Raw genomic sequence first — 22,333 nt, forward strand, 5'->3', positions numbered from 1 at the left:
GATGGCGAAGAAGCCGAAGATTCTGCCGAGTGTCGAGTGGCTTGAGCCACGGGTGAAGGCGATGCGGGTGCTCAGCCTGCTGAGCTTTTTCGCCCTCGCCGGTCTGCTCGCGGCCTACTATCTGCTGTTCGCCGACCTGCACGGCGCGCGGCCATGGGTGATTCTGCTGGTCGAGCTGATCCCGTGGATCGTCCTCGCCCCGGCGATGATCATGGGCAGCGCCCGTGGGCATTCGTGGATGTGCTTTGTGGTGAATCTGTATTTCATCAAAGGCGCACTGGCGGCGTATGACCCGAGCCGACATTGGTTTGGGCTGCTGGAGATGATCGCGAGCCTGGCGGTGTTCTGCTCGGCGCTGTTGTATGTGCGGTGGCGGTATCAGTTGAATCGTAAACTGGCTGGCGAGGGCGAGATCAGCGTCGCCTGACGAATAGCTATCGCGAGGAGGCTCACTCCTTCAGGGGATTTGTGAACGCCACAGATCCCCTGTAGGAGTGACCCTGCTCACGAATGAGGCGACGCGGTCTTAATGGTTGACGGTGTACGCGAGCATCATCGAAATCTGGCTCATGGCCCGCCCGCCACTCTGTTCGTGCCACTGGTTGAACACATCCTGCACGATCGCCAGATCGCGCAGACTGGTCGGCACCTTGTCGACGATCTTCTGCGCATTCAGCGCCGCAACCACGTCGTAGCTCGGCACAAACGTGTCCTTGCCGACCATGCGCAAAAAGCGTGGCGCCGACAGCCCGCCCAATTGATGACCGTGCTTTTTCAGGTACGTCCACAGGCCGACGATATCGGTCACCGGCCAGTCGGCGATCAACGCGCCGAAACTGCCCTTCTCTTTCTCGACATCGAGGATGAACTGCGCATTGCGCGGCACGCTCTTGAGTTTGCCCAGGTGACGGATAATCCGCGCATCCTGCATCAGGCGTTCAAGGTGTTCGGCGCTCATCAGCACGACTTTTTCCGGGTCGAACTTGAAGAATACCTCTTCGAAGGCCGGCCACTTGGCGTCGACCAGACTGTGTTTGAGGCCGGCGCGAAATACGCGCAGGGCCATGGTCGAGAGGTAACGGTCGTCGCTGATCTTGCGCAATTGCGCAGGGGTCTTGGGAACGGGCAGATGGGCTTCCAGTTCAGCCGCCGAACCGAAGCGGTTCAGACAGTATTCGTGCAGCCACTTGTAATCGCGCATGCCCTCTCCCGGGAATTGAATATGAAATTTTACCTGTGAACACAAAACACTGTGGGAGCGAGCTTGCTCGCGAAAGCGGTCTGTCATTCAACATGGATGTCGGCTGACACGACGCCTTCGCGAGCAAGCTCGCTCCCACCTGGATCGGGTTTACAGATTGACGACGTTGACGAAGCGCGAAGCCGCGGTCTCGTCGATCTTCAGGCTGGTGAAGTCGAACAGGTTGCGGTCGGCCAGTTGCGACGGAATCACGTTTTGCAGACTGCGGAAGATGCTTTCGGTACGGCCCGGGGTCTTGCGCTCCCAGTCCTGGAGCATTTCCTTGACCACCTGACGCTGCAGGTTTTCCTGCGAACCGCAGAGGTTGCACGGGATGATCGGGAATTCCTTGAAGTCCGAGTACGCCTGAATGTCTTTCTCGTTGCAGTAGGCCAGCGGACGAATCACCACGTTGCGGCCGTCATCGGCGCGCAGCTTCGGCGGCATGGCCTTGAGGCTGCCGTTGAAGAACATGTTGAGGAAGAACGTCTCGACGATGTCGTCACGGTGGTGACCGAGAGCCATTTTCGTCGCGCCGATCTCATCGGCAAAGGTGTACAGCGTGCCGCGACGCAGGCGCGAGCACAGCGAGCAAGTGGTCTTGCCTTCCGGGATCAGTTCCTTGACCACCGAGTAGGTGTCTTTCTCGACGATGTGGTACTCGACGCCCAGCTCTTTCAGATAGGCCGGCAGCACATGCTCGGGGAAGCCCGGCTGCTTCTGGTCCATGTTCACGGCAACGATCTCGAACTTGATCGGGGCAACCTTTTGCAGGTGCAGCAGCACATCGAGCATGGTGTAGCTGTCTTTGCCGCCGGACAGGCAGACCATGACCTTGTCGCCATCTTCAATCATGTTGAAATCGGCGACCGCTTCGCCGGCCAGACGGCGCAGGCGCTTTTGCAGTTTGTTCTGGTTGACCGTAAGAGTGCCCATGACGCGAAATCCGTGAGGTGTGACGAAAGGCCGGCATTTTACGCAAAAACCCCGGGGTTGTGGGCACAGGTTGTCGCGGCCAGCCGACGGCGCGTTAACAGACCCCGAGGCGATTACCCACCCTGTTTACAGCGCGATTTGCTCTAAGCCCCTAATACCTGTGCGGGTAAGACCTTTCTATACTGCGACATAAGGTCGCACACATCTGAAGACCTGAATTTGCTCGGCCACCTTGGCCCGTAGGCGCTCCGTTGGGGGGCGATGGCAATAACAAGAGGAGTGACTGGCATGATCCATCACGTAGTGGGACTTTTTACCCACCCCGATCAGGAATGGAAGGAAATCCGTGGCGACCAAGAGGAAAGCATCAGCCACATGTACCTCACTCACACGCTGATTCTGGCGGCGATCCCCGCTGTCTCGGCGTTTATCGGCACGACTCAGGTCGGCTGGGTAATCGGCAATCGCGCACCGGTGATGCTCACCGTTGAAAGCGCGATCTGGATGACGGTCATGTCGTATCTGGCCATGCTGGGCGGGGTCGCGGTCATGGGTGCTTTTGTGCACTGGATGGCCCGCACCTATGACGCCAATCCGAGCCTGGCCCGTTGCGTGGCGTTTGCCACCTACACCGCAACACCGTTGTTTGTCGGCGGCCTGGCGGCGCTGTATCCGCATATGTGGCTGGGGATGATCGTCGGCACGGCGGCCATCTGCTACACGGTGTATCTGTTGTATGTGGGGCTGCCGACGTTCATGAACATTCCATCGGACGAAGGTTTTCTGTTCTCGAGCTCGGTGCTGGCGGTGGGTCTGGTGGTTCTGGTCGCCATCATGGCGTTTACCGTGATTGTCTGGGGGCTGGGCGTTGGTCCCGTCTATACGAACTGACTCGATAAGCCAATCAGAGGCCGCCGCAAGGCGGCCTTGTCGTTTGCGCGATGACCATTCGGCAGCTTGGCGATTCGCAAGTGCACAGGGTTGCGGCATACTCGACGCCTCTGGAGATCCATCAAGCATGCCCGAGCAACTCAATACCCGCGTCGAAGACTGTTACCAACTCGCTGAATCCTTTTTCAAACGCTCCTTCCCACGCCCTGTCGTCAGCCTCAAGCTGCGCGGGCAAAAAGCCGGTGTCGCGCATCTGCACGAGAACCTGCTGCGCTTCAATCCTCAGCTTTACCGGGAAAACACCGAACATTTCCTCAAGCAGACCGTGGCCCACGAAGTCGCACACCTGATCGCCCATCAGTTGTTTGGCGAGCGTATCCAGCCGCATGGCGAGGAATGGCAACTGATCATGCGCGGGGTTTACGAACTGCCGCCGGATCGCTGCCACACCTATGCAATCAAGCGCCGCAGCGTGACCCGCTATATCTACAAATGCCCCTGCGCCGACAGTGATTTCCCGTTCTCGGCGCAGCGCCATAGTCTGGTGCGGCAGGGGCGGCGGTATTTGTGTCGTCGCTGCCGCAACACCTTGGTGTTCAGTGGCGAGATGCGCGTCGAATAGTCAGTGTTGTGTTGCCCTGACTGGCCCCATCGCGAGCAGGCTCCCTCCTACATTTGGAATGCATTCCCCTGCAGGAACGAGCCGGCTCGCGATGGGGCCCAAACGGGCACTAGATAATGACTTTGGCAGAACGCAACTCAGCAATCCGCTCAACACTGAACCCCAATTCCCCCAACACCTGATCCGTATGCTGCCCCAACGCCGCGCCAACATGCCGCGGCGCCGGCAACACCTCGGAAAATTTCAACGGGCAGGCCATCTGCGCCTGCGTCGTGCCATCCCCACGCGGCACCTGTGTCACCAGTTCCCGCGCCTGCAATTGTGGGTGGCACACCGCCTCACCCAGACTCAACACCGGCTCGACACACGCATCGATCCCGGCAAACATCTCGCACAACTCGGCAAAGTCATGTTTTTCAAACTCGACCGTCAGCGCGTATTTCAACGCCCGCTGCTGTTCAGGCTTGGGCGACAGGCCCTGCGCGGCCAACTCCGGCCGGCCCAGCGCCGCACACAATTGCTGCATGAACCCGGGTTCCAGACTGCCCACCGACATCCAGCGTCCATCGCGAGACCGATAGTAGTCGTAGAAACTGCCGCCATTGAGCATCTGCCCTTCCCATTCAGGCTCTTCGCCACAAGCCAGATAGCCGGCACCGGCCATGGCATTCAGGCTGAACGCGCAGTCAGTCATGCTCACATCCAGGTGCGTGCCCTGCCCCGATTGCTGACGGGCAATCACTGCCGCGAGCAAGCCGATCACCCCGTGCAGCGAACCACCGGCAACATCCGCCACTTGCATGCCCAGCGGCAACGGCCCGCTATCGGCACGGCCGGTGTAACTGGCAAGGCCGGCCAGCGCCAGGTAGTTAATGTCATGCCCGGCGCGATCCTTGTACGGCCCGGTCTGGCCGTAACCGGTGATCGACACGTAAATCAGCTTCGGGTTGATCGCCTTCAGCGCCTCATAACCCAGGCCCAGGCGCTCCATCACACCGGGGCGAAACTGCTCGAGGACGATGTCGTAATCGCTCAGCAGCTGCTTGATCACTTCCAGCGCCTCGGGTTGTTTCAGATCCAGGGCCACGCTGCGCTTGTTGCGATTGAGGTAGGCGTGACTGGCCGATACTCCGCCATCATGCGGCGGCAATACCCGTAGCAGATCCAGGCGCGTCGGCGACTCGATGCGCAGCACTTCAGCGCCCATGTCCGCCAGCAACAGCGAGGCGAACGGCCCCGGCAGCAATGTCGAGAAATCGAGGATCTTCAGTGAGGCCAGCGGTGCGGACATGGGCGAACTCCTTGAACGATGCACTCAGCCTAGGCAGCGATGCCGTGTACGGCAATCACCGGAAATGTCAGCGGGTGTGACCGTTACGCTCAAACAGCAGGCAAGAAAAAACCCGCCGAAGCGGGTTTTTCAAGGCAAGCAGTGCTTACTTCACATTGCTTGGGGTTGGGCCTTCCGCCACACCCAGGTCATCTTCAGGACGGGTATCAGCGATACCGCGACCGCCCGAGGCCAGTTCGGCATCCAGAACGTCGGTGTCCAGTTCCTTGACCCACTTGGCAACCACGATGGTCGCAACAGCGTTACCCACCAGGTTGGTCAATGCGCGAGCTTCGGACATGAAGCGGTCGATACCGAGGATCAGTGCCAGACCGGCTACCGGCAGGTGACCGACCGCCGACAGGGTGGCAGCCAGCACGATGAAGCCCGAACCGGTCACGCCAGCCGCACCTTTGGAAGACAGCAGCAACACCACCAGCAGGGTGATCTGATGGGTGATGTCCATGTGCGTGTCGGTGGCCTGGGCAATGAACACGGCAGCCATGGTCAGGTAGATCGCGGTGCCGTCGAGGTTGAACGAGTAACCGGTCGGGATCACCAGACCCACTACCGATTTCTTCGCGCCCAGACGCTCCATCTTGATCAGCATGCGTGGCAGTACCGATTCCGACGAGGAAGTGCCGAGTACGATCAGCAGCTCTTCACGGATGTAACGAATCATCTTCAGCACGCTGAAACCGTGCATGCGGGCGATACCGCCGAGGACGATGAGGATGAACGCCAGGCAGGTGATGTAGAAGCAGATCATCAGTTGACCCAGCTGCACCAGCGAGCCGACACCGTAGGCGCCGATGGTGAAGGCCATCGCACCGAAGGCACCGATCGGCGCAAGCTTCATGATCATGTTGATGATGTTGAACATCACATGGGCGAAGCGATCGATGAAGTCGAGGATCGGCTTGCCGTAGGCACCCAGGCGATGCAGGGCGAAACCGAAGATCACCGAGAACATCAGCACTTGCAGAATGTCGCCGGTGGCGAACGCGCCGACGATGGTGGTCGGGATCACGTTGAGCAGGAAACCGACAACGCTTTGGTCAGCACCTTGGGCTACGTAGGTGGCGACTTTCGAAGCGTCGAGGGTGGCGACGTCAATGTGCATGCCGGCGCCCGGTTGCACGACGTTGACCACGACCAGACCAACCAGCAAAGCGATGGTCGAAACGATTTCGAAGTACAGGAGTGCGTAACCGCCGGTCTTGCCGACCGATTTCATGTTCTGCATGCCAGCGATACCGCTGACCACGGTGCAGAAGATGATCGGGGCGATGATCATTTTGATCAGCTTGATGAACCCGTCACCCAGCGGCTTTACCGCGACACCGAACTGCGGGTAGTAGTGACCGAGCGCAATACCAATGATGATTGCGATGATCACCTGGAAATACAGGGATTTGTACAGTGGCTGACGAGTCGTCATTGCAAGTGTCCTCAAGCGTCCCGCGTGGCAACATCCATCTGTTGGCCGCGAAACCTGAATTGCGAACCCTCCTGCACTGGAGGGATTTGTTGTTCGAGCGGCGCCTCTCCGGGCGGGATAGATGCACGCTTCTGTCGCTGTTATCGCAAACCTCGTGCCACTTTGGTGCAATTGCCTGCAAGCCTTTTGATATCAGGGATTACAGGTGCATGGATGTCACCATCCCGTTACTCAAGTGTGGCGGATTTCCGCCAACTCGCCGCTTCTCGTCCTACAATTTGGCGGAAATCCGCCTTGTAGGCGTGCCCAGCCGCCAGCTACCATCCGGCGCCTGAGGAAGGATCTGCCGCTTATGCGCGAACGCACCATCGCCAGTCATTTCGCCCGTGCCGCCCTCGGTGGCGCGCGCCGCGTGGGCTTCGATTATTCCCAGTTGCTGTGGCAACTGGGTATCAGTCCGCAATTGCTCGATGAGCCGCGTGCGCGCATTGCCCCGGAACAATTCACCCGGTTGATTCAGGGCCTGTGGCTGGCGCTGGACGACGAATACCTGGGTTTCGGCAATGCGCCGAGCAAACCCGGCAGTTTCGCCATGATGTGCCACGCCTCGATCCACTGCCGCAATTTGGAGAAAGCGCTGCAACGGGGTTTATTGTTTTATAGCCTATTCCCCGAAGCCCCGCGCCTGAGCCTGACGCGCGAAGACGAATGGGTGCGTTTGAGCCTCGACGATTCTCAGTTATGGGACCCGGATCACTTTCTCACCGAGAGTTTGCTGGTGATCTGGCATCGTCTGGGCAGTTGGCTGATTGGCCAGCGGATTCGCCTCGAACAGGCGACTTTCAGCTATCCCCGGCCCGAACACGGCGCTGAATATGACTTGTTGTTCCCCTGCCCGCTGACTTTCGGCACCGAGCAAAGCAGCCTTTTATTCCACAGCCGCTATCTGTCTATGCCACTGCTGCAGGACGAACGCACGCTCAAACATTTTCTCGAACGCTCCCCCGCCGACCTGCTCTCACGCCCGGACGACGGCGACAGCCTGAGCAGCCGCCTGCGCCGTTTGCTCAGTCGCGACAGTGCGAATTGGCCGGATCTGGAAGCCGTCGCGGCGCATATGCACATCAGCCCGCAGACCCTGCGTCGGCACTTGCGTGAGGAAGGCACGAGTTTTCAGGAGTTGAAGGATCAGTTGCGGCGGGATATCGCCATTTATCATTTGGGTCGGGCGGATCTGTCGTTGCAACAGATCGCCGAGCAGCTCGGATTTTCCGAGCCGTCGGCGTTTCACCGGGCGTTCAAGAAGTGGACCGGGCTGACGCCGGGGGCTTATCGGGCGCAGGAGCAGTGAGACACAAAAATCAAAAGCCCCTCACCCTAACCCTCTCCCGGAGGGAGAGGGGACTGATTGGGGGATGCTTGAGAAATACGCCGACCTGCAAGCTCTCTATTGAATCCATATTCGCTGCAAATCGCTCAGGTCGATAATTTTCCAAAGACACTTCGGTCAGTCCCCTCTACCTCTGGGAGAGGGTTAGGGTGAGGGCAACTTCCAATCACACCGCCGGAAAATGAATCCTGAACGCCGCCCCACCCATCGGTGAATCGCCCAGCGCGAGTTTGGCGTTGTAGCTTTCAATAATGTCCTTGACCACCGCCAACCCGATCCCCTGCCCAGGATGCTGGGCATCCAGCCGCTCGCCACGTTCGAGAATCCGCGCACGCTGATCCGGCGGCACGCCCGGGCCGTCATCTTCGACGCACAGTTCGATCCCGGCGAGGGTCTCGCGCACGCTGATGCGCACCTCGCCCAGACACAGGCGATAAGCGTTTTCCAGCAAGTTGCCCATCATCTCCAGCAAGGCACCCTGCTCGATCGGCACATAGCAATGCTCGGGTAAATCAAACGCCACCCGCACGTGCTTATCGCGGTAAACCTTGTCCAGTGTGTCGCAGAGGCTTTTGAGCACCGGTTGCAGCCGCACCTGGTGCCGCACCAGTCCGCTTTTGCGCAAGCTGGCCCGTTGCAGTTGATAGCTGATCTGCTGGCTCATGCGTTCGATCTGGCTTTGCAGCACCCAGGCCTGATCGCGCTCTTCGGGACGCTGGGCCATGTCTTCGCTGACACCTTGCAACACCGCTAACGGGGTTTTCAGGCTGTGCGCCAGGTCATCGAGAGAGTCGCGATAACGGCTGCGCTGCTGGCGCTCGCTGTGCAGCAAACGGTTCAGCGAGCCGGTCAGGCGCAGCAGTTCGCGTGGATGTTGTTCGGTGAGGCTTTCACGGGTGCCGCCTTCGATTTCGTCGAGTTCCTGACTGAGCCGGCGCAAGGCTTTGAGGCCCCAGGTCAGGCCGATCCACAACAGCGCCAGCAACACGAGTAACGCAGCGCCGAAGCCCAGATAGAGATTTTCACGCAGGCCTTCAAGGGTGGTTTCGTACTCGCGCACCGGTTGCAGGGCGACGATGCTGAACGCCGCGCTTTTGCCGCCGAGCAATTTCACCTCAACGTCGTAGACGAAAAATTCCTGGCCGTTGGTTTCACGAATCCGCGCGAACTCGTTACCGAGGCCGTCATAACGCGGTTTGTAGTTGATCTGCTCTTCCTGGGTGGCTTTCGAGCGCCACACCAAGTGCCCTTCGCGGTCGTAGATGTAGCCGAGCAAACGGAAGTCAGTGAGATTGAAGCGCTCATCCGGCAGTTGCGAAGGCATCACCAGCCGACCGTTTTCAATGCGCGCGGCCGAGATCAGCGTGGTCACGTCCGAGGCCAGCCGCTGCTCAATGGAATCCTGCAAGGCGAGGCTGAACGCGCCTTGCATCGCCGGCAGCAAGGCAAGCATGAACAACACCGCCAACGTGGTGGCGGCGAGCATCAAGCGAACGCGAAGGGAACGAATCAAGTGCAGCGCTCATTGAACAGGTAGCCGAGGCCGCGCACGGTGTCGATCGGCTTGAACCCGGCCGGGCCTTCGAGTTTGCGCCGCAGACGACCGACCAGCACTTCGATGACATTCGGATCGCGCTCGTCGTCGTCCGGATAGAGCTGCTCCATCAAGCGATCCTTGGGCACCACTTGTTGATGGTGACGCATGAGGTATTCGAGGATGCGGTACTCGTAGGCGGTCAGCGCCAGCGGTTGCTCGTCGAGGCTCGCCTGTTTGCGATTGAGATCGAGCAGCAGCGGCCCGGCGACGATGGTCGACTGGGTGAACCCGCTGGAGCGGCGCAGCAAGGCGTTCAGGCGCGCGTCGAGTTCTTCGAACTGGAACGGCTTGACCACATAATCGTCGGCGCCGGCGGCGAGTCCTTCGACCTTGTCCTGCCAGTTGCCGCGCGCGGTGAGGATCAGGATCGGGAAGGTCTTGCCAGCCGCGCGCAATTGGCGAATCAGGTCGAGACCGCCCATGCCCGGCAGGCCGAGATCGATCACCGCCAGGTCAAAGTTGAACTGTCCGGTCTGGTACAGCGCCTCTTCGGCATTGGCCACGGACTCGACCACGTGACCACTTTCTGTCAGGCGGGTTTGCAGGTGATGGCGCAACAGCGCTTCATCTTCGACGACCAGCAGTTTCATGCCCTTCTCCTAATCACTTGAAATCTCCACAACCACCTGTGGGAGCGAGCTTGCTCGCGAAGGCGGTTATTCAGTCAACGATGATGTTGAATGAAACATCGCTTTCGCGAGCAAGCTCGCTCCCACAGGGTTCCAAGGCGATTCGCTCCTTAGAAATTGTAGTTAGCCGACAGGTAAGTCTGCGCGCTGCTGGTCAAATCCAGCGAGCCTTGCTTGCTGCCACCGCGTTCGCTCATCTCGGTGCTGGCATTGCTGCGCAGGTAACGGTAACCGAGTTCGACCGAAGTGTTTTGCGATACTTGTTGCAACACACCGAGCTGACCGCCGACGGCATAACCGATATCACTGTCGCGGCTAAAGCCTGGCGATTCCTGAGTCAGCTTGGTCAAACCCGCCGTCGCGCCACCGAACAACTTGGTGCTGCCACCTACCGGGTAGAACAGATCGTAGCTGCCCAGCAGGTTTTCCTGACGCAGTTTAATGCCATTGTGCGAGCCCGACACGTTGTCATAGGTGGCGTAGTAGCGACCCTGGCTGTTTTGCTGACCGAGGCGTACGCCGTAGGTGTTGTTACCGTCGATGGCGCCGGTGGCATTCGGGTGGTCGAGGTTGTTGTTCAGTGCGTGGGACTTGTCGATCTTGTCGCTGGTCTGGCCGAAGGACAGGCCGGCGAAGTTCGAAGTGGTATCAGCCTGGGCCGCGATACTGGCGCTCATAACGGTCAATGCCAGCAACAGTTTGTTAAAAGTCATGGGTATTTCCTCTTTCACAGTGCTGTTTGGGTATGGCGCAAGGTTACTGACCTCCCCCTGTACCGCCCCTGAACCGTCTCTGAACCTGACCTGAACCAAATGAACTAGGCTGTTTTGACCCTTTATTGTCAGGAGACCCGACCATGCGCCTGTTCCTCGCCCTTACTTTGCTGGCTGTCAGCAGCCTCACTCACGCCGCGATCAAGACTGAAGAAATTCCCTATCAGAGCACCGACGGCACGAAACTGATCGGCTACTACGCCTACGACGACGCCATCCAAGGCAAACGCCCGGGTGTCGTCGTGGTGCACGAATGGTGGGGCCTGAACGATTACGCCAAACGCCGCGCACGCGATCTCGCCGCACTTGGCTACAGCGCGTTGGCGATCGACATGTACGGCGAAGGCAAGAACACCGAGCACCCGAAAGACGCGATGGCGTTCATGCAGGCGGCGACCCAGGATGCGGCAGCTTCCAGCAAGCGCTTTGAGGCCGGGCTGAATTTGCTGAAGAAGCAGCCGCAGACCGACGTCAACAAAATCGCCGCCATCGGTTACTGCTTCGGCGGCGGCGTGGTGCTCAACGCCGCGCGACAAGGAGAGCCGCTGGCAGGGGTGGTGAGTTTCCACGGTGCGCTGGCGACCAAGACCCCGGCGACACCCGGCAGGGTGAAGGCGAAGATTCTGGTCGAACACGGTGCGCTGGATAGCATGGTCACTCCAGACAATGTCACGGCGTTCAAGGCGGAAATGGACAAGGCTGGCGCTGACTACAAGTTCGTCAGCCTCGACGGCGCCAAGCACGGTTTTACCAATCCGGATGCCGATCGCCTGAGCCATGGCGAGCACGGTGGCCCGGACATCGGGTACAACAAAGCAGCGGACGAAAAATCCTGGGCGGACATGAAAGCGTTCTTGCAGAAAATCTTTAGCTGATCAGCGACACCGCGGTGCGGCCATCGCGAGCAGGCTCACGCCTACAGTTGAAATGAGTTCCCCTGTAGGAGTGAGCCTGCTCGCGAAAGCTTCACCGCCAATCTCGACCTTGGCCCGACTAACCGGCAAAATGCCCGCCATGAACCTCACCCCCGCCCTCCCCGCCTGCTGCACCGTGCTCGACAGCCACTGGCCGTTGCCGACGGTATTGCCTGATACCGTGCTTCTCAGCACTCACTTCGATCCGGCTCAATTGCTTGGCGATGACTTTCGCCGTAGCGCCATTGAGCCGCCACCAAGCATTCAGCGCTCGGTGGCCAAGCGTCAGGCAGAATTCCTCGCCGGGCGGATTTGCGCCCGTGCGGCGTTGCGGCAATTGGAAGGCAGCAGCGTTGTGCCTGCGATTGGCGAGGATCGCGCACCGGTGTGGCCGGCCCATATCTGCGGCTCGATCACCCACAGCACCGGTCGTGCCGCGGCGATAGTCGCCAACAAGCAGCACTGGCGCGGTTTGGGCATGGACTTGGAAAATCTGCTCAACACCGAACGGGCCGAGCGCTTGGCTGGGGAGATTCTGACGTCACCTGAAATGCAGCGCATGACGGCCGCCTCGCGGGATCAGTTGGCGTTGTGGGTGACGCTGACCTTTTCGGTGAAGGAGAGTCTGTTCAAGGCGCTGTATCCGATTGTGCAGCAGCGCTTTTATTTCGAGCATGCAGAAGTGCTGGAATGGACGGAGGCGGGTCAGGTGCATTTGCGCTTGTTGACAGACTTGTCCGCTGAATGGCGCAACGGTACTGAACTGGAGGCGCAGTTCGGGGTGCAGGATGGGCAGTTGCTGAGTCTGGTCAGCATCAAGGCCTGAAATCTTTCGGTGCCTGCAAGGGCCTCTTCGCGAGCAAGCTCGCTCCCACAGGAAACCGCATTTCAAATGTGGGAGCGAGCTTGCTCGCGTAGGCGGCATCGCGGCCACCACTAGAATTACCGACGTTCCTGATTGCGCGGCCAACTCAGGCTAAAGCAAGCCCCACCCAGGCTCTTGCTCTTGCCAATGATTGCCCGGCCGTCATGCCAGTGAATGATCCGCCGCACGATCGACAAGCCCAGGCCATGCCCGCCCGACGCCCGCGTACGGCTGTCATCCAGGCGTAGAAACGGCGTGAAAATCCGCTCCCACGCCACTTCCGGCACGCCCGGCCCGTCATCCTCGACGTCGACGCGGCAGCGCAATTGCCCGACCTGGTAACTCACCGTCACCTTCGAGCGTGCATGGCGCATGGCGTTGCTCACCAGGTTCTGTAGCGCCCGATGCAGATAACGCGGCTCGGCTTCGACCCAGGCATCATCGTTATCCGCCGCAGACAGGCACAAACCGCGCTGCACCGTGACCTCGGCACGCAGCGGCGCCAGCTCCTCAATCACCTGATTGACCAGCGCATCCAGATCGATGCGCTGGAACGTCAGCGCCGGCGAACCCTGCTCCAGTCGCGCATAGGTGAGCATTTCATCGACCAGTTTATCGAGGTCCTCGATGTCGTGATCCATGCCTTCGCGGTACTTCTCCAGCGCTTGCGGCGTGGTCGCCGAACCGATCATTTCCAGACCGAAACGCAGACGCGCCACCGGCGTGCGAAGTTCATGAGAGACCGCACGCACCAATTCGCGCTGGATTGCCAGTAGCTGCTGCAAGTGCTCGGCCATGCCGTTGAACGCCGCCGCCAGACGCCCGACCGAGTCGGCACCGCGCGCCGGCACACGGGTTTCCAGGCTGCCCTTGGCAATCCGCGTGGCCGCTGCTTCGAGGCCGCGTAAACGGCGTTCGAGCTGGCGCACCAACAAATAAACGATGAGGCCGATCAGCGTTAGGCCGAGTGCAGCGATCAGCACCAGCCATTCCGGCGGGTAAGGGTTCATCTGATACAGCGGTCCGATTTCCAGCACCCACGGCGTGCCGACCATGCCGGCAAACACGCGGATCGAATCGCCGCCCTTGCCCAGCGCCATCACCGTGTCGCCTTCGGCCACGCGGCGGCTCTGGTCTTCGTCCATGTCGGCGTCATTCACCGTGACCAGGCGCAGATCGAAACCGAAGCCCTTCTCTTCCTTTATCTGCGCGAGGCGCTTGGGTTGCTCGGCGACCGGCACGCGCACCAGTTCATCGGCCAGCAGGTAAATGGTTGCGCGGGCCAGTTGCTCGCTGATCTGCTGAACTTCACCCACCAGTACGAGCTGTTCCTTGTCGCTGACCATCCGGTAAACCTTCGCTGCGTGCGGACCGGTCTGCTCGACCAACGCCTGCCCCCGTTGCACGCGGGTGCGCTGGGTCAGGTCGAGATCGGTCTCGGCAAACTTCTTCAGCGCCAGCGGGATCCCCAGCAACCGCTCCCACACCAGCAACGCGCGATGGCGCTCGGTTTCATTCATCGGTTGCAGGTTGTCGGCCATCAGCGAGAACGTGCCGTGGGCCAGCCGCTCGCGATACTGCTCGCTGCGCACCTGATTGAGCAGATTCAGCGCCAGCACGCCGAGCACCGCCACCAGAATCAGCGCTGCGCACATGCCGCCGTAGATGCGCAGGAAGATCGAGTTCACAGCGGCAGGTCTACGCAGGCTTCAGGAACGAACAGATAACCTTTGCTGCGAATCGTCTTGATCAGGCGCGGATGGTCGGGGTCGTCGCCGATTTTCGGACGGATGCGCGAGATGCGCACATCGATCGAACGGTCCTGACCGTCATAGCCGATGCCGCGCAGTGCGGTGAAGATTTCTTCGCGGGACAGAATCCGCCCGGCGTTGGACACCAACAGCCAGAGCAGATCGAATTCGGCGCTGGTCAGCTCGATGCCGCTGTCGCTCAGCCACGCTTCACGCAAGGCGTTATCGACCACCAACGGGCCGAATTGCAGACGGCGGGATTTTTCGGCGAGCGGTTCAGGTGTGTCGCTACGGCGCAGCAACGCCTGGATTCGTGCCAGCAACAGACGTGGGCGCACCGGTTTGCACACGTAATCGTCGGCACCGAGATCGAGCCCGTGGATCTGATCGGCATCGTCGGTGCGCGCGGTGAGCATCAGAATCGGCCCGTCATACTGATTGCGCACCTTGCGGCAAATGCTCAGGCCATCTTCGCCGGGCAGCATCAGGTCGAGGATCACCAGATCCGGCTGCTCCTTGATGATCCGCGCCGCCGCCAACGCACCGTTACCTTCGATGTCCACGCGCAGTCCATTGGCTTGCAGGTAGTCGCGCGTCAGTTCGGCCAGTCGCTGGTCATCTTCGACGATCAATACCTGAAAGGCTTGTTGCTCCACCGGTGACCTCTGCTTTCTATTGTTATTAATAAAAGGAAGGCGATTGCCCGGACACACAATCCCCTGTAGGAGCTGTCGAGTGAAACGAGGCTGCGATCTTTTGATCTTGCTTTTCAAGATCAGGATCAAAAGATCGCAGCCTTCGGCAGCTCCTACAGGGGTACGCGATATTTAGCGTGATCCTCCCGTCCTTTTGTCATGTTTCTGGAGGATAACAATGCCTGCGCATGAGCCGATTGTATAAACGGCGTACAGCCAGAACACAAGTCGGTAAATGCGTTCGGACAAGGCCGTTTTTTGTGATAGGGTTCGCGCCCTTAAAAATCCGCTGAAGCGTTTTTCCCGGTGAAAAAACAGTGACAGACGGTCTAGCTCAGCAGGTTCGCGGCCTACACGCGAATTCCGGATTTCTTACACAATTTACGCACAGGTTTATCCACAGCTAGTACGTTGCAAGCACCCGTAAAACGCATTATCTTGTAGCACGGCGCAGGGAGAGACCCTACATATAGGGTTTTCCGCTTAAACGCCCAACCACATTTCAGACCTGAAACTCAAGCGATTTATTGCCTGTTTCCGGTTGAACCAAGCAAGTTTTTCAAAGCCCAAACCGCACTTGCGGATGGCACCGTTTTTTAGCTCGCAGCGACGAGAACGGTACGGGTGTTGCAGTCATTACTGTCACCCGGGAAGGAATCCGGCTCGAGCCCTGGCTCGTAGCCAAAAACTTCGGCAAGGATGCGGCTTCATCAGCCTTTTTTCCTACTGTCCCGAAGTTGTTATACCCGACGCCCGTCGGCTGTAGTGCTTCTGGACAGAACGGTGGGCACCATGATGGTGCCCAAACAAACATAGAGAATGTGGAGACCACCCCCCATGCAAACCGACACAACTCGCGAGAACCCGCAGGGCACCTTGCCGCAGGCCGCCGATTCGAATTCGGATCTGGCAGCCACCGCGCCTGGTCAACTGCGCGTGATCAAGCGCAATGGCACTGTCGTTCCTTACACCGATGACAAGATCACCGTCGCTATCACCAAAGCGTTCCTCGCAGTTGAAGGCGGCACCGCTGCCGCCTCGTCGCGAATCCACGACACTGTTGCGCGCCTGACCGAACAGGTCACTGCAACCTTCAAGCGTCGCATGCCATCGGGCGGCACCATCCACATCGAAGAAATCCAGGACCAGGTCGAACTGGCCCTGATGCGTGCCGGTGAGCAGAAAGTCGCTCGCGACTACGTGATCTACCGTGACGGTCGTTCGAAAGAACGCGCTGCCCACGCGCCGGCCGAAGAAGCGGTCAACGCGCACCCGTCGATCCGCATCACCCGTGCCGACGGCAGCCTGGCGCCGCTGGACATGGGCCGTCTGAACACCATCGTCACCGAAGCGTGCGAAGGTCTGGAAGAAGTCGACGGCGACCTGATCCAGCGCGAAACCCTGAAAAACCTGTACGACGGCGTGGCCCTGACCGACGTCAACACCGCCCTGGTGATGACCGCCCGTACCCTGGTCGAGCGTGAGCCGAACTACTCGTTCGTGACTGCCCGCCTGCTGATGGACACCCTGCGTGCCGAAGGTCTGGGTTTCCTCGGTGTGGCCGAAAGCGCCACTCACCACGAAATGGCCGACCTGTACGCCAAGGCACTGCCGGCCTACATCGCCAAAGGTATCGAGTTCGAACTGCTGAACCCTGTGCTGGCCTCCTTCGACCTGGAAAAACTGGGCAAGGCGATCAACCACGAGCGTGATCAGCAATTCACCTACCTGGGCCTGCAGACCCTGTACGACCGTTACTTCATCCACAAGGATGGTATTCGTTTCGAACTGCCGCAGATCTTCTTCATGCGCGTGGCCATGGGCCTGGCGATCGAAGAGAAGCAGAAAGAAGACCGTGCGATCGAGTTCTACAACCTGCTGTCGTCCTTCGACTACATGTCGTCGACGCCGACCCTGTTCAACGCCGGTACCCTGCGTCCACAGCTGTCGAGTTGCTACCTGACCACCGTGCCGGATGACCTGTCGGGTATCTATCACGCGATCCACGACAACGCCATGTTGTCGAAATTTGCTGGCGGCCTGGGCAATGACTGGACGCCTGTTCGCGCTCTGGGTTCGTACATCAAGGGCACCAACGGCAAGTCGCAAGGCGTGGTTCCGTTCCTGAAAGTGGTGAACGACACCGCTGTAGCCGTTAACCAGGGTGGCAAGCGCAAAGGCGCTGTGTGTGCCTACCTGGAAACCTGGCACATGGACATCGAAGAGTTCATCGAGCTGCGCAAGAACACCGGTGATGATCGTCGTCGTACCCACGACATGAACACCGCCAACTGGATCCCTGACCTGTTCATGAAGCGCGTCTTCGATGACGGCAAATGGACCCTGTTCTCGCCATCCGAAGTGCCGGACCTGCACGACCTGACCGGTAAAGCCTTTGAAGAGCGCTACGAGTACTACGAAGCCCTGACCGAATACCCAGGCAAGGTCAAACTGTTCAAGACCATCCAGGCCAAAGACCTGTGGCGCAAAATGCTCTCCATGCTGTTTGAAACCGGCCACCCATGGCTGACCTTCAAAGACCCGTGCAACCTGCGCAGCCCGCAGCAGCACGTCGGCGTGGTTCACAGCTCGAACCTGTGCACCGAGATCACCTTGAACACCAACAAGGACGAAATCGCTGTTTGCAACCTGGGTTCGATCAACCTGCCGAACCACATCGTCGACGGCAAGCTGGACACCGCCAAGCTGGAACGCACCGTGAACACCGCTGTACGCATGCTCGATAACGTTATCGACATCAACTACTACTCGGTGCCACAAGCGAAGAACTCCAACTTCAAGCACCGTCCGGTCGGTCTGGGCATCATGGGCTTCCAGGACGCTTTGTACCTGCAGCACATCCCTTACGGTTCCGACGCTGCCGTCGAGTTCGCCGACAAGTCGATGGAAGCGGTCAGCTACTACGCGATCCAGGCGTCCTGCGACCTGGCTGACGAGCGTGGCGCGTACGAGACGTTCCAGGGTTCGCTGTGGTCCAAAGGCATCCTGCCGCTGGATTCGCAACAGATCCTGATCGAAGCCCGTGGCCAGAAGTACATCGATGTCGACCTGAACGAAACCCTCGACTGGGCACCGGTTCGCGCCCGTGTACAGAAAGGCATTCGTAACTCGAACATCATGGCCATCGCACCGACCGCGACCATCGCCAACATCACTGGCGTATCGCAGTCGATCGAACCGACCTACCAGAACCTGTATGTGAAATCGAACCTGTCGGGCGAATTCACCGTGATCAACCCGTACCTGGTTCGCGACCTCAAGGCTCGCGGTCTGTGGGACTCGGTCATGATCAACGACCTGAAGTACTACGACGGTTCGGTTCAGCAGATCGAGCGCATCCCGCAAGAACTCAAAGAGCTCTACGCGACTGCCTTCGAAGTGGACACCAAGTGGATCGTTGACGCCGCCAGCCGTCGTCAGAAGTGGATCGACCAGGCCCAGTCGCTGAACCTGTACATCGCTGGCGCATCGGGCAAGAAGCTCGACGTGACCTACCGCATGGCCTGGTACCGTGGTCTGAAAACCACTTACTACCTCCGTGCCCTGGCCGCGACCAGCACCGAGAAGTCGACCATCAACACCGGCAAGCTGAACGCTGTTTCCAGCGGCGGCAACCACGGCGACGATTCAGTACTGGCAGCTCCTGCCGGTCCTGCTCCAGTGCCAAAGGCTTGCGCGATCGACGAGCCGGATTGCGAAGCTTGCCAATAAGCTGAGCTGAGTCAGGCGTTGCGAAACGCCTGATACTCTCCAGGCGAAAGAAACCCCCGACAGACTTCTGGTTTGTCGGGGGTTTTCTTTTGTCTGGAGTAAATATTGAAGCAAAAAAAACGGCGAAACCTGAGTACAGGCTTCGCCGTTTTTCTGTTGTCGCTAGTTAATCATCACACCGTGAATGCTTCAGACATTGCCTGTCCAACCACCGGAATGGTGAAGGACTCGCCATTGTTGGTGAAGAACGTTTCGATGGTATTCCCGCCCTTGTACCAGTCCTTCAGGAACACACCGGAGTCCAGATTGCCGCTCTGCAGATCGGCAGCGTTGAAGATGTAGGCGCCCTGATCGTTTTGCATGATCCGGACATCGCTGACACTCTGGATGTTTCTCAGAGTGACCACATCGATCCCTGTGGTTCCGTCATCAAAAATCGCGACCATGGTTTTGGAAGACACGAAATACGCATCGCTGCCCTCTCCACCATAACCGTCACCGGAAGCGCTCAGATACAACTTGTCGGCACCCGCACCACCGCGCAACTCATAGCCATGACCCAAGCCCATCAACGTGTCATTGCCATCGCCCCCATCGGCGATACCCGAAATGACCGTAATGTTGTCATTGCCGGCTTCGCCATAGAAAACCGAACCGACATCACGCACATACCCGATGATGTAATCATCACCGTTACCGCCATAGACGGTGTCGGCCTGGTTGTCTGTGGCGAAAGGTACCGCCAGGGCGCCAGTGTTGGTGAAGCTATGACCGTACAAAATGTCGTTGCCATCACCGCCATAGAGAACGTCGTTACCGTCACCACCTTCCAGCATGTTGGCGAAGGCATTACCGGTCAGAGTGTCATTGAAGGCTGAGCCGACCAGATTATCAATATTGGTGAGCACATCCCCCTGAGCATCGCCGCCACTGCCAGAACCTGTCAGGAGATTGACCTGCACCGACTCGGCGCTATTGACGTACCAGGCAGAGTCTCCACGCCCCACACCAATCAAAGTATCCGCACCAGCACCGCCAATAAAGCTCTCCCGCACGGCAGCAGAGCCAGTGAAGGTGTCGTCATAAGCAGACCCCTGGAATGCCTCGATCGACGTGTAGAAATCTCCCGCCGCAATACCGGTAAGCACCGCAGCACTCAGATCCAGCGTAACGCCGGCATTTTCACCCGCAAAGCTGAGGATGTCGTTGCCATCACCACCATCAAAACGATCCACGCCAGCACTGCCGACAAAGATATCGCCGTAACTCGAGCCCCGGATCTGTTCGATACCGTTGTAGGTATCGCCGGCGGCGATGCCCGTATTGACACCGGTTTTGGAGTTGATTGTCACGCCCGTAAGGCTGTCAACGTAACTGACCGTGTCAAAGCCATCACCACCGAAGAATTGGTCAGCACCTGCGCCGCCCATCAGAGTGTCGTTGCCGACCCCACCCGTGATGATGTTGTCCGACGCGTTGCCGTAACCGACGAAGTTGCCAGTGCCGACGTAAGTCAGGCGTTCAACGTTGGCTGCCAAGGTGTGATTGAGCATGATGGTCCGCACTTCGTCATCACCGCCGCCCACCGCTTCAACAACGTTTACCGAAGTGCCGTTGACATAGTAGATGTCATCACCGGCGCCGCCATTCAGGACGTTGCCCGTGGTTTGCCCGGTCAGCACGTCATTGAAAGACGAGCCGATGACCGTTTCAAATTCCCACAGCTTGTCGCCCTGGGCATCGCCACCCACGCCAGCCACGCCACCCACCAGACTCACCGTCACACCGCTGGACGAACCGGAGTAATCAATCGTATCCATGCCGCCCGAACCGAAAAACTGATCCGCCGCTTCGCCGCTGATAAAAGTGTCGTTGCTGCCAGAACCTTGCAGGAACTCAATACCGACGTATGTATCACCGAAAGCGATCCCGGAGTTCACCCCGGTTTTGGTGTTGATCGTCACGCCCACAGGGCTGTCGCCATAACTCACGATGTCGTTACCGGCGCCACCAATGAACTGGTCAGCACCTGCCCCACCCGACAAGGTATCCGCTCCGACCCCGCCCGTGATGATGTTGTCCGACGCGTTGCCGTAACCGACGAAGTTGCCGGTGCCGACGTAAGTCAGGCGTTCAACGTTGGCTGCCAGGGTGTGATTGAGCATGATGGTCCGCACTTCGTCATCACCGCCGCCCACCGCTTCAACAACGTTTACCGAAGTGCCGTTGACATAGTAGATGTCATCACCGGCGCCGCCGTTCAGGACGTTGCCCGTGGTTTGCCCAGTCAGGACGTCATTGAAAGACGAGCCGATGACCGTTTCAAATTCCCACAGCTTGTCGCCTTGAGCATCACCACCCACGCCTGCAACACCGCCGACCAGACTCACCGTTACGCCGCTGGCAGAGTCGGAATAATCAATGGTGTCGTTACCGCCCGAACCGTAAAACTGGTCCGCGGCTTCACCACTGATAAAGGTGTCGTTGCCGCCGGAGCCCTGCAGTATTTCAATACCGACATACGTATCGCCTGCCGCAATACCGGAGTTAACCCCGGTTTTGGTGTTGATCGTCACGGCCACAGGGCTGTCGCCATAACCAACTACATCGTTACCGGCGCCACCGATGAACTGGTCAGCACCTGCGCCGCCCATCAGGTAATCGTTACCGACTCCGCCGGTAATGACGTTGTCCGAGGCATTGCCGTAACCGGTGAAATTACCGGTGCCGACGTAAGTCAGACGCTCGACGTTGGTTGCCAGGGTGTGATTGAGCAGGATGGTCCGTACTTCGTCATCACCGCCGCCCACCGCTTCAACCACGTTCACCGAAGTGCCGTTGACATAGTAGATGTCATCACCGGCGCCGCCGTTCAGGACGTTGCCCGTGGTTTGCCCAGTCAGGACGTCATTGAAAGACGAGCCGATGACCGTTTCAAATTCCCACAGCTTGTCGCCTTGAGCATCACCACCCACGCCTGCAACACCGCCGACCAGACTCACCGTTACGCCGCTGGCAGAGTCGGAATAATCAATGGTGTCGTTACCGCCCGAACCGTAAAACTGATCCGCGGCTTCACCACTGATAAAGGTGTCGTTGCCGCCGGAGCCCTGCAGTATTTCAATACCGACATACGTATCGCCTGCCGCAATACCGGAGTTAACCCCGGTTTTGGTGTTGATCGTCACGGCCACAGGGCTGTCGCCATAACCAACTACATCGTTACCGGCGCCACCGATGAACTGGTCAGCACCTGCGCCGCCCATCAGGTAATCGTTACCGACTCCGCCGGTAATGATGTTGTCCGAGGCATTGCCGTAACCGGTAAAATTACCGGTGCCGACGTAAGTCAGACGCTCGACGTTGGTTGCCAGGGTGTGATTGAGCAGGATGGTCCGTACTTCATCATCACCGCCGCCCACCGCTTCAACCACGTTCACCGAGGTGCCGTTGACGTAGTAGATGTCATCACCGGCACCGCCGTTCAGGACGTTGCCCGTGGTTTGCCCGGTCAGGACGTCATTGAA

17 protein-coding genes are annotated in these 22,333 nt (G+C 59.0%); 7 read left to right on the forward strand and 10 right to left on the reverse strand.

Annotated features, from left to right (window positions below; genetic code table 11):
* The first annotated feature begins 1 nt into the window (after nt 1).
* Complete coding sequence (locus H8F23_RS09375) at nt 2-427, forward strand: DUF2069 domain-containing protein (RefSeq protein WP_194934150.1); 426 nt, start codon at nt 2-4, stop codon at nt 425-427.
* A gap of 99 nt (nt 428-526) precedes the next feature.
* Here H8F23_RS09375 and H8F23_RS09380 read toward each other — a convergent pair whose 3' ends face one another.
* Together H8F23_RS09380 and ttcA are read right to left on the reverse strand one after the other, a co-directional pair.
* Complete coding sequence (locus H8F23_RS09380; protein WP_034155801.1) at nt 527-1,201, reverse strand: DNA-3-methyladenine glycosylase I; 675 nt, start codon at nt 1,199-1,201, stop codon at nt 527-529.
* Between the two features lie 150 nt (nt 1,202-1,351).
* A complete protein-coding gene (ttcA, locus tag H8F23_RS09385) occupies nt 1,352-2,176 on the reverse strand; it encodes a tRNA 2-thiocytidine(32) synthetase TtcA (protein ID WP_093442168.1) in 825 nt (274 codons plus the stop codon).
* Between the two features lie 288 nt (nt 2,177-2,464).
* On the opposite strand from ttcA, the gene H8F23_RS09390 reads away from it, so the two are divergent.
* Both H8F23_RS09390 and H8F23_RS09395 read left to right on the forward strand, forming a co-directional pair.
* Nucleotides 2,465-3,067 carry a Yip1 family protein gene (locus tag H8F23_RS09390; RefSeq protein WP_007917515.1) on the forward strand — a complete coding sequence of 201 codons (603 nt, stop codon included), beginning with the start codon at nt 2,465-2,467 and terminating at the stop codon, nt 3,065-3,067.
* A 127-nt stretch (nt 3,068-3,194) separates the two neighbouring features.
* Entirely contained in the window at nt 3,195-3,689 is a 495-nt protein-coding gene (locus tag H8F23_RS09395; protein ID WP_007917517.1) for a SprT family zinc-dependent metalloprotease, read from the forward strand.
* Nucleotides 3,690-3,798: 109 nt separating this feature from the next.
* Here H8F23_RS09395 and H8F23_RS09400 read toward each other — a convergent pair whose 3' ends face one another.
* On the reverse strand, nt 3,799-4,980 hold the full coding sequence (locus tag H8F23_RS09400; RefSeq protein WP_194934152.1) for a CaiB/BaiF CoA transferase family protein: 1,182 nt from the start codon (nt 4,978-4,980) through the stop codon (nt 3,799-3,801).
* Between the two features lie 145 nt (nt 4,981-5,125).
* Entirely contained in the window at nt 5,126-6,460 is a 1,335-nt protein-coding gene (locus H8F23_RS09405; protein WP_194934154.1) for a dicarboxylate/amino acid:cation symporter, read from the reverse strand.
* Nucleotides 6,461-6,812: 352 nt separating this feature from the next.
* On the opposite strand from H8F23_RS09405, the gene H8F23_RS09410 reads away from it, so the two are divergent.
* Entirely contained in the window at nt 6,813-7,811 is a 999-nt protein-coding gene (locus tag H8F23_RS09410; RefSeq protein ID WP_194934155.1) for an AraC family transcriptional regulator, read from the forward strand.
* Nucleotides 7,812-8,016: 205 nt separating this feature from the next.
* On the opposite strand, the gene H8F23_RS09415 is transcribed toward H8F23_RS09410, so the two are convergent.
* The 3 genes from H8F23_RS09415 to H8F23_RS09425 form a co-directional block, all read right to left on the reverse strand.
* Nucleotides 8,017-9,363, reverse strand: coding sequence for an ATP-binding protein (locus H8F23_RS09415; protein ID WP_194934157.1), 1,347 nt, complete (start codon nt 9,361-9,363; stop codon nt 8,017-8,019).
* Entirely contained in the window at nt 9,360-10,037 is a 678-nt protein-coding gene (locus tag H8F23_RS09420; RefSeq protein ID WP_093442145.1) for a response regulator transcription factor, read from the reverse strand. The genes H8F23_RS09415 and H8F23_RS09420 overlap by 4 nt, the downstream gene beginning before the upstream one ends.
* A 149-nt stretch (nt 10,038-10,186) precedes the next feature.
* Complete coding sequence (locus H8F23_RS09425; protein WP_095051104.1) at nt 10,187-10,789, reverse strand: porin family protein; 603 nt, start codon at nt 10,787-10,789, stop codon at nt 10,187-10,189.
* A 143-nt stretch (nt 10,790-10,932) separates the two neighbouring features.
* Between H8F23_RS09425 and H8F23_RS09430 the strand changes: the two genes are divergently transcribed.
* Nucleotides 10,933-11,724, forward strand: a complete 792-nt coding sequence (locus tag H8F23_RS09430; protein ID WP_194934159.1) for a dienelactone hydrolase family protein — start codon at nt 10,933-10,935, stop codon at nt 11,722-11,724.
* Between the two features lie 139 nt (nt 11,725-11,863).
* Nucleotides 11,864-12,589: a 4'-phosphopantetheinyl transferase family protein gene (locus H8F23_RS09435; protein WP_228759157.1), complete on the forward strand. Its 726-nt coding sequence runs from the start codon at nt 11,864-11,866 to the stop codon at nt 12,587-12,589.
* Nucleotides 12,590-12,705: 116 nt separating this feature from the next.
* Here the strand turns inward: H8F23_RS09435 and H8F23_RS09440 are convergent, their stop codons facing one another.
* Together H8F23_RS09440 and H8F23_RS09445 are read right to left on the reverse strand one after the other, a co-directional pair.
* Nucleotides 12,706-14,316: an ATP-binding protein gene (locus tag H8F23_RS09440; protein WP_194934161.1), complete on the reverse strand. Its 1,611-nt coding sequence runs from the start codon at nt 14,314-14,316 to the stop codon at nt 12,706-12,708.
* The gene (locus H8F23_RS09445; RefSeq protein ID WP_194934162.1) at nt 14,313-15,035 is read right to left on the reverse strand and encodes a response regulator; all 723 of its coding nucleotides are present in this window, start codon (nt 15,033-15,035) and stop codon (nt 14,313-14,315) included. Before H8F23_RS09445 ends, H8F23_RS09440 begins: the two co-directional genes overlap by 4 nt.
* 876 nt (nt 15,036-15,911) lie before the next feature.
* Between H8F23_RS09445 and H8F23_RS09450 the strand changes: the two genes are divergently transcribed.
* Nucleotides 15,912-18,806, forward strand: a complete 2,895-nt coding sequence (locus H8F23_RS09450) for a ribonucleoside-diphosphate reductase subunit alpha (protein WP_194934164.1) — start codon at nt 15,912-15,914, stop codon at nt 18,804-18,806.
* Nucleotides 18,807-18,979: 173 nt separating this feature from the next.
* Here H8F23_RS09450 and H8F23_RS09455 read toward each other — a convergent pair.
* On the reverse strand, nt 18,980-22,333 hold a 3,354-nt coding region (locus H8F23_RS09455; RefSeq protein WP_194934166.1), incomplete at its 5' end, for a calcium-binding protein.

The sequence above is a fragment of the Pseudomonas neuropathica genome (genome assembly GCF_015461835.1).
Taxonomy (GTDB): Bacteria; Pseudomonadota; Gammaproteobacteria; order Pseudomonadales; family Pseudomonadaceae; genus Aquipseudomonas; species Aquipseudomonas neuropathica.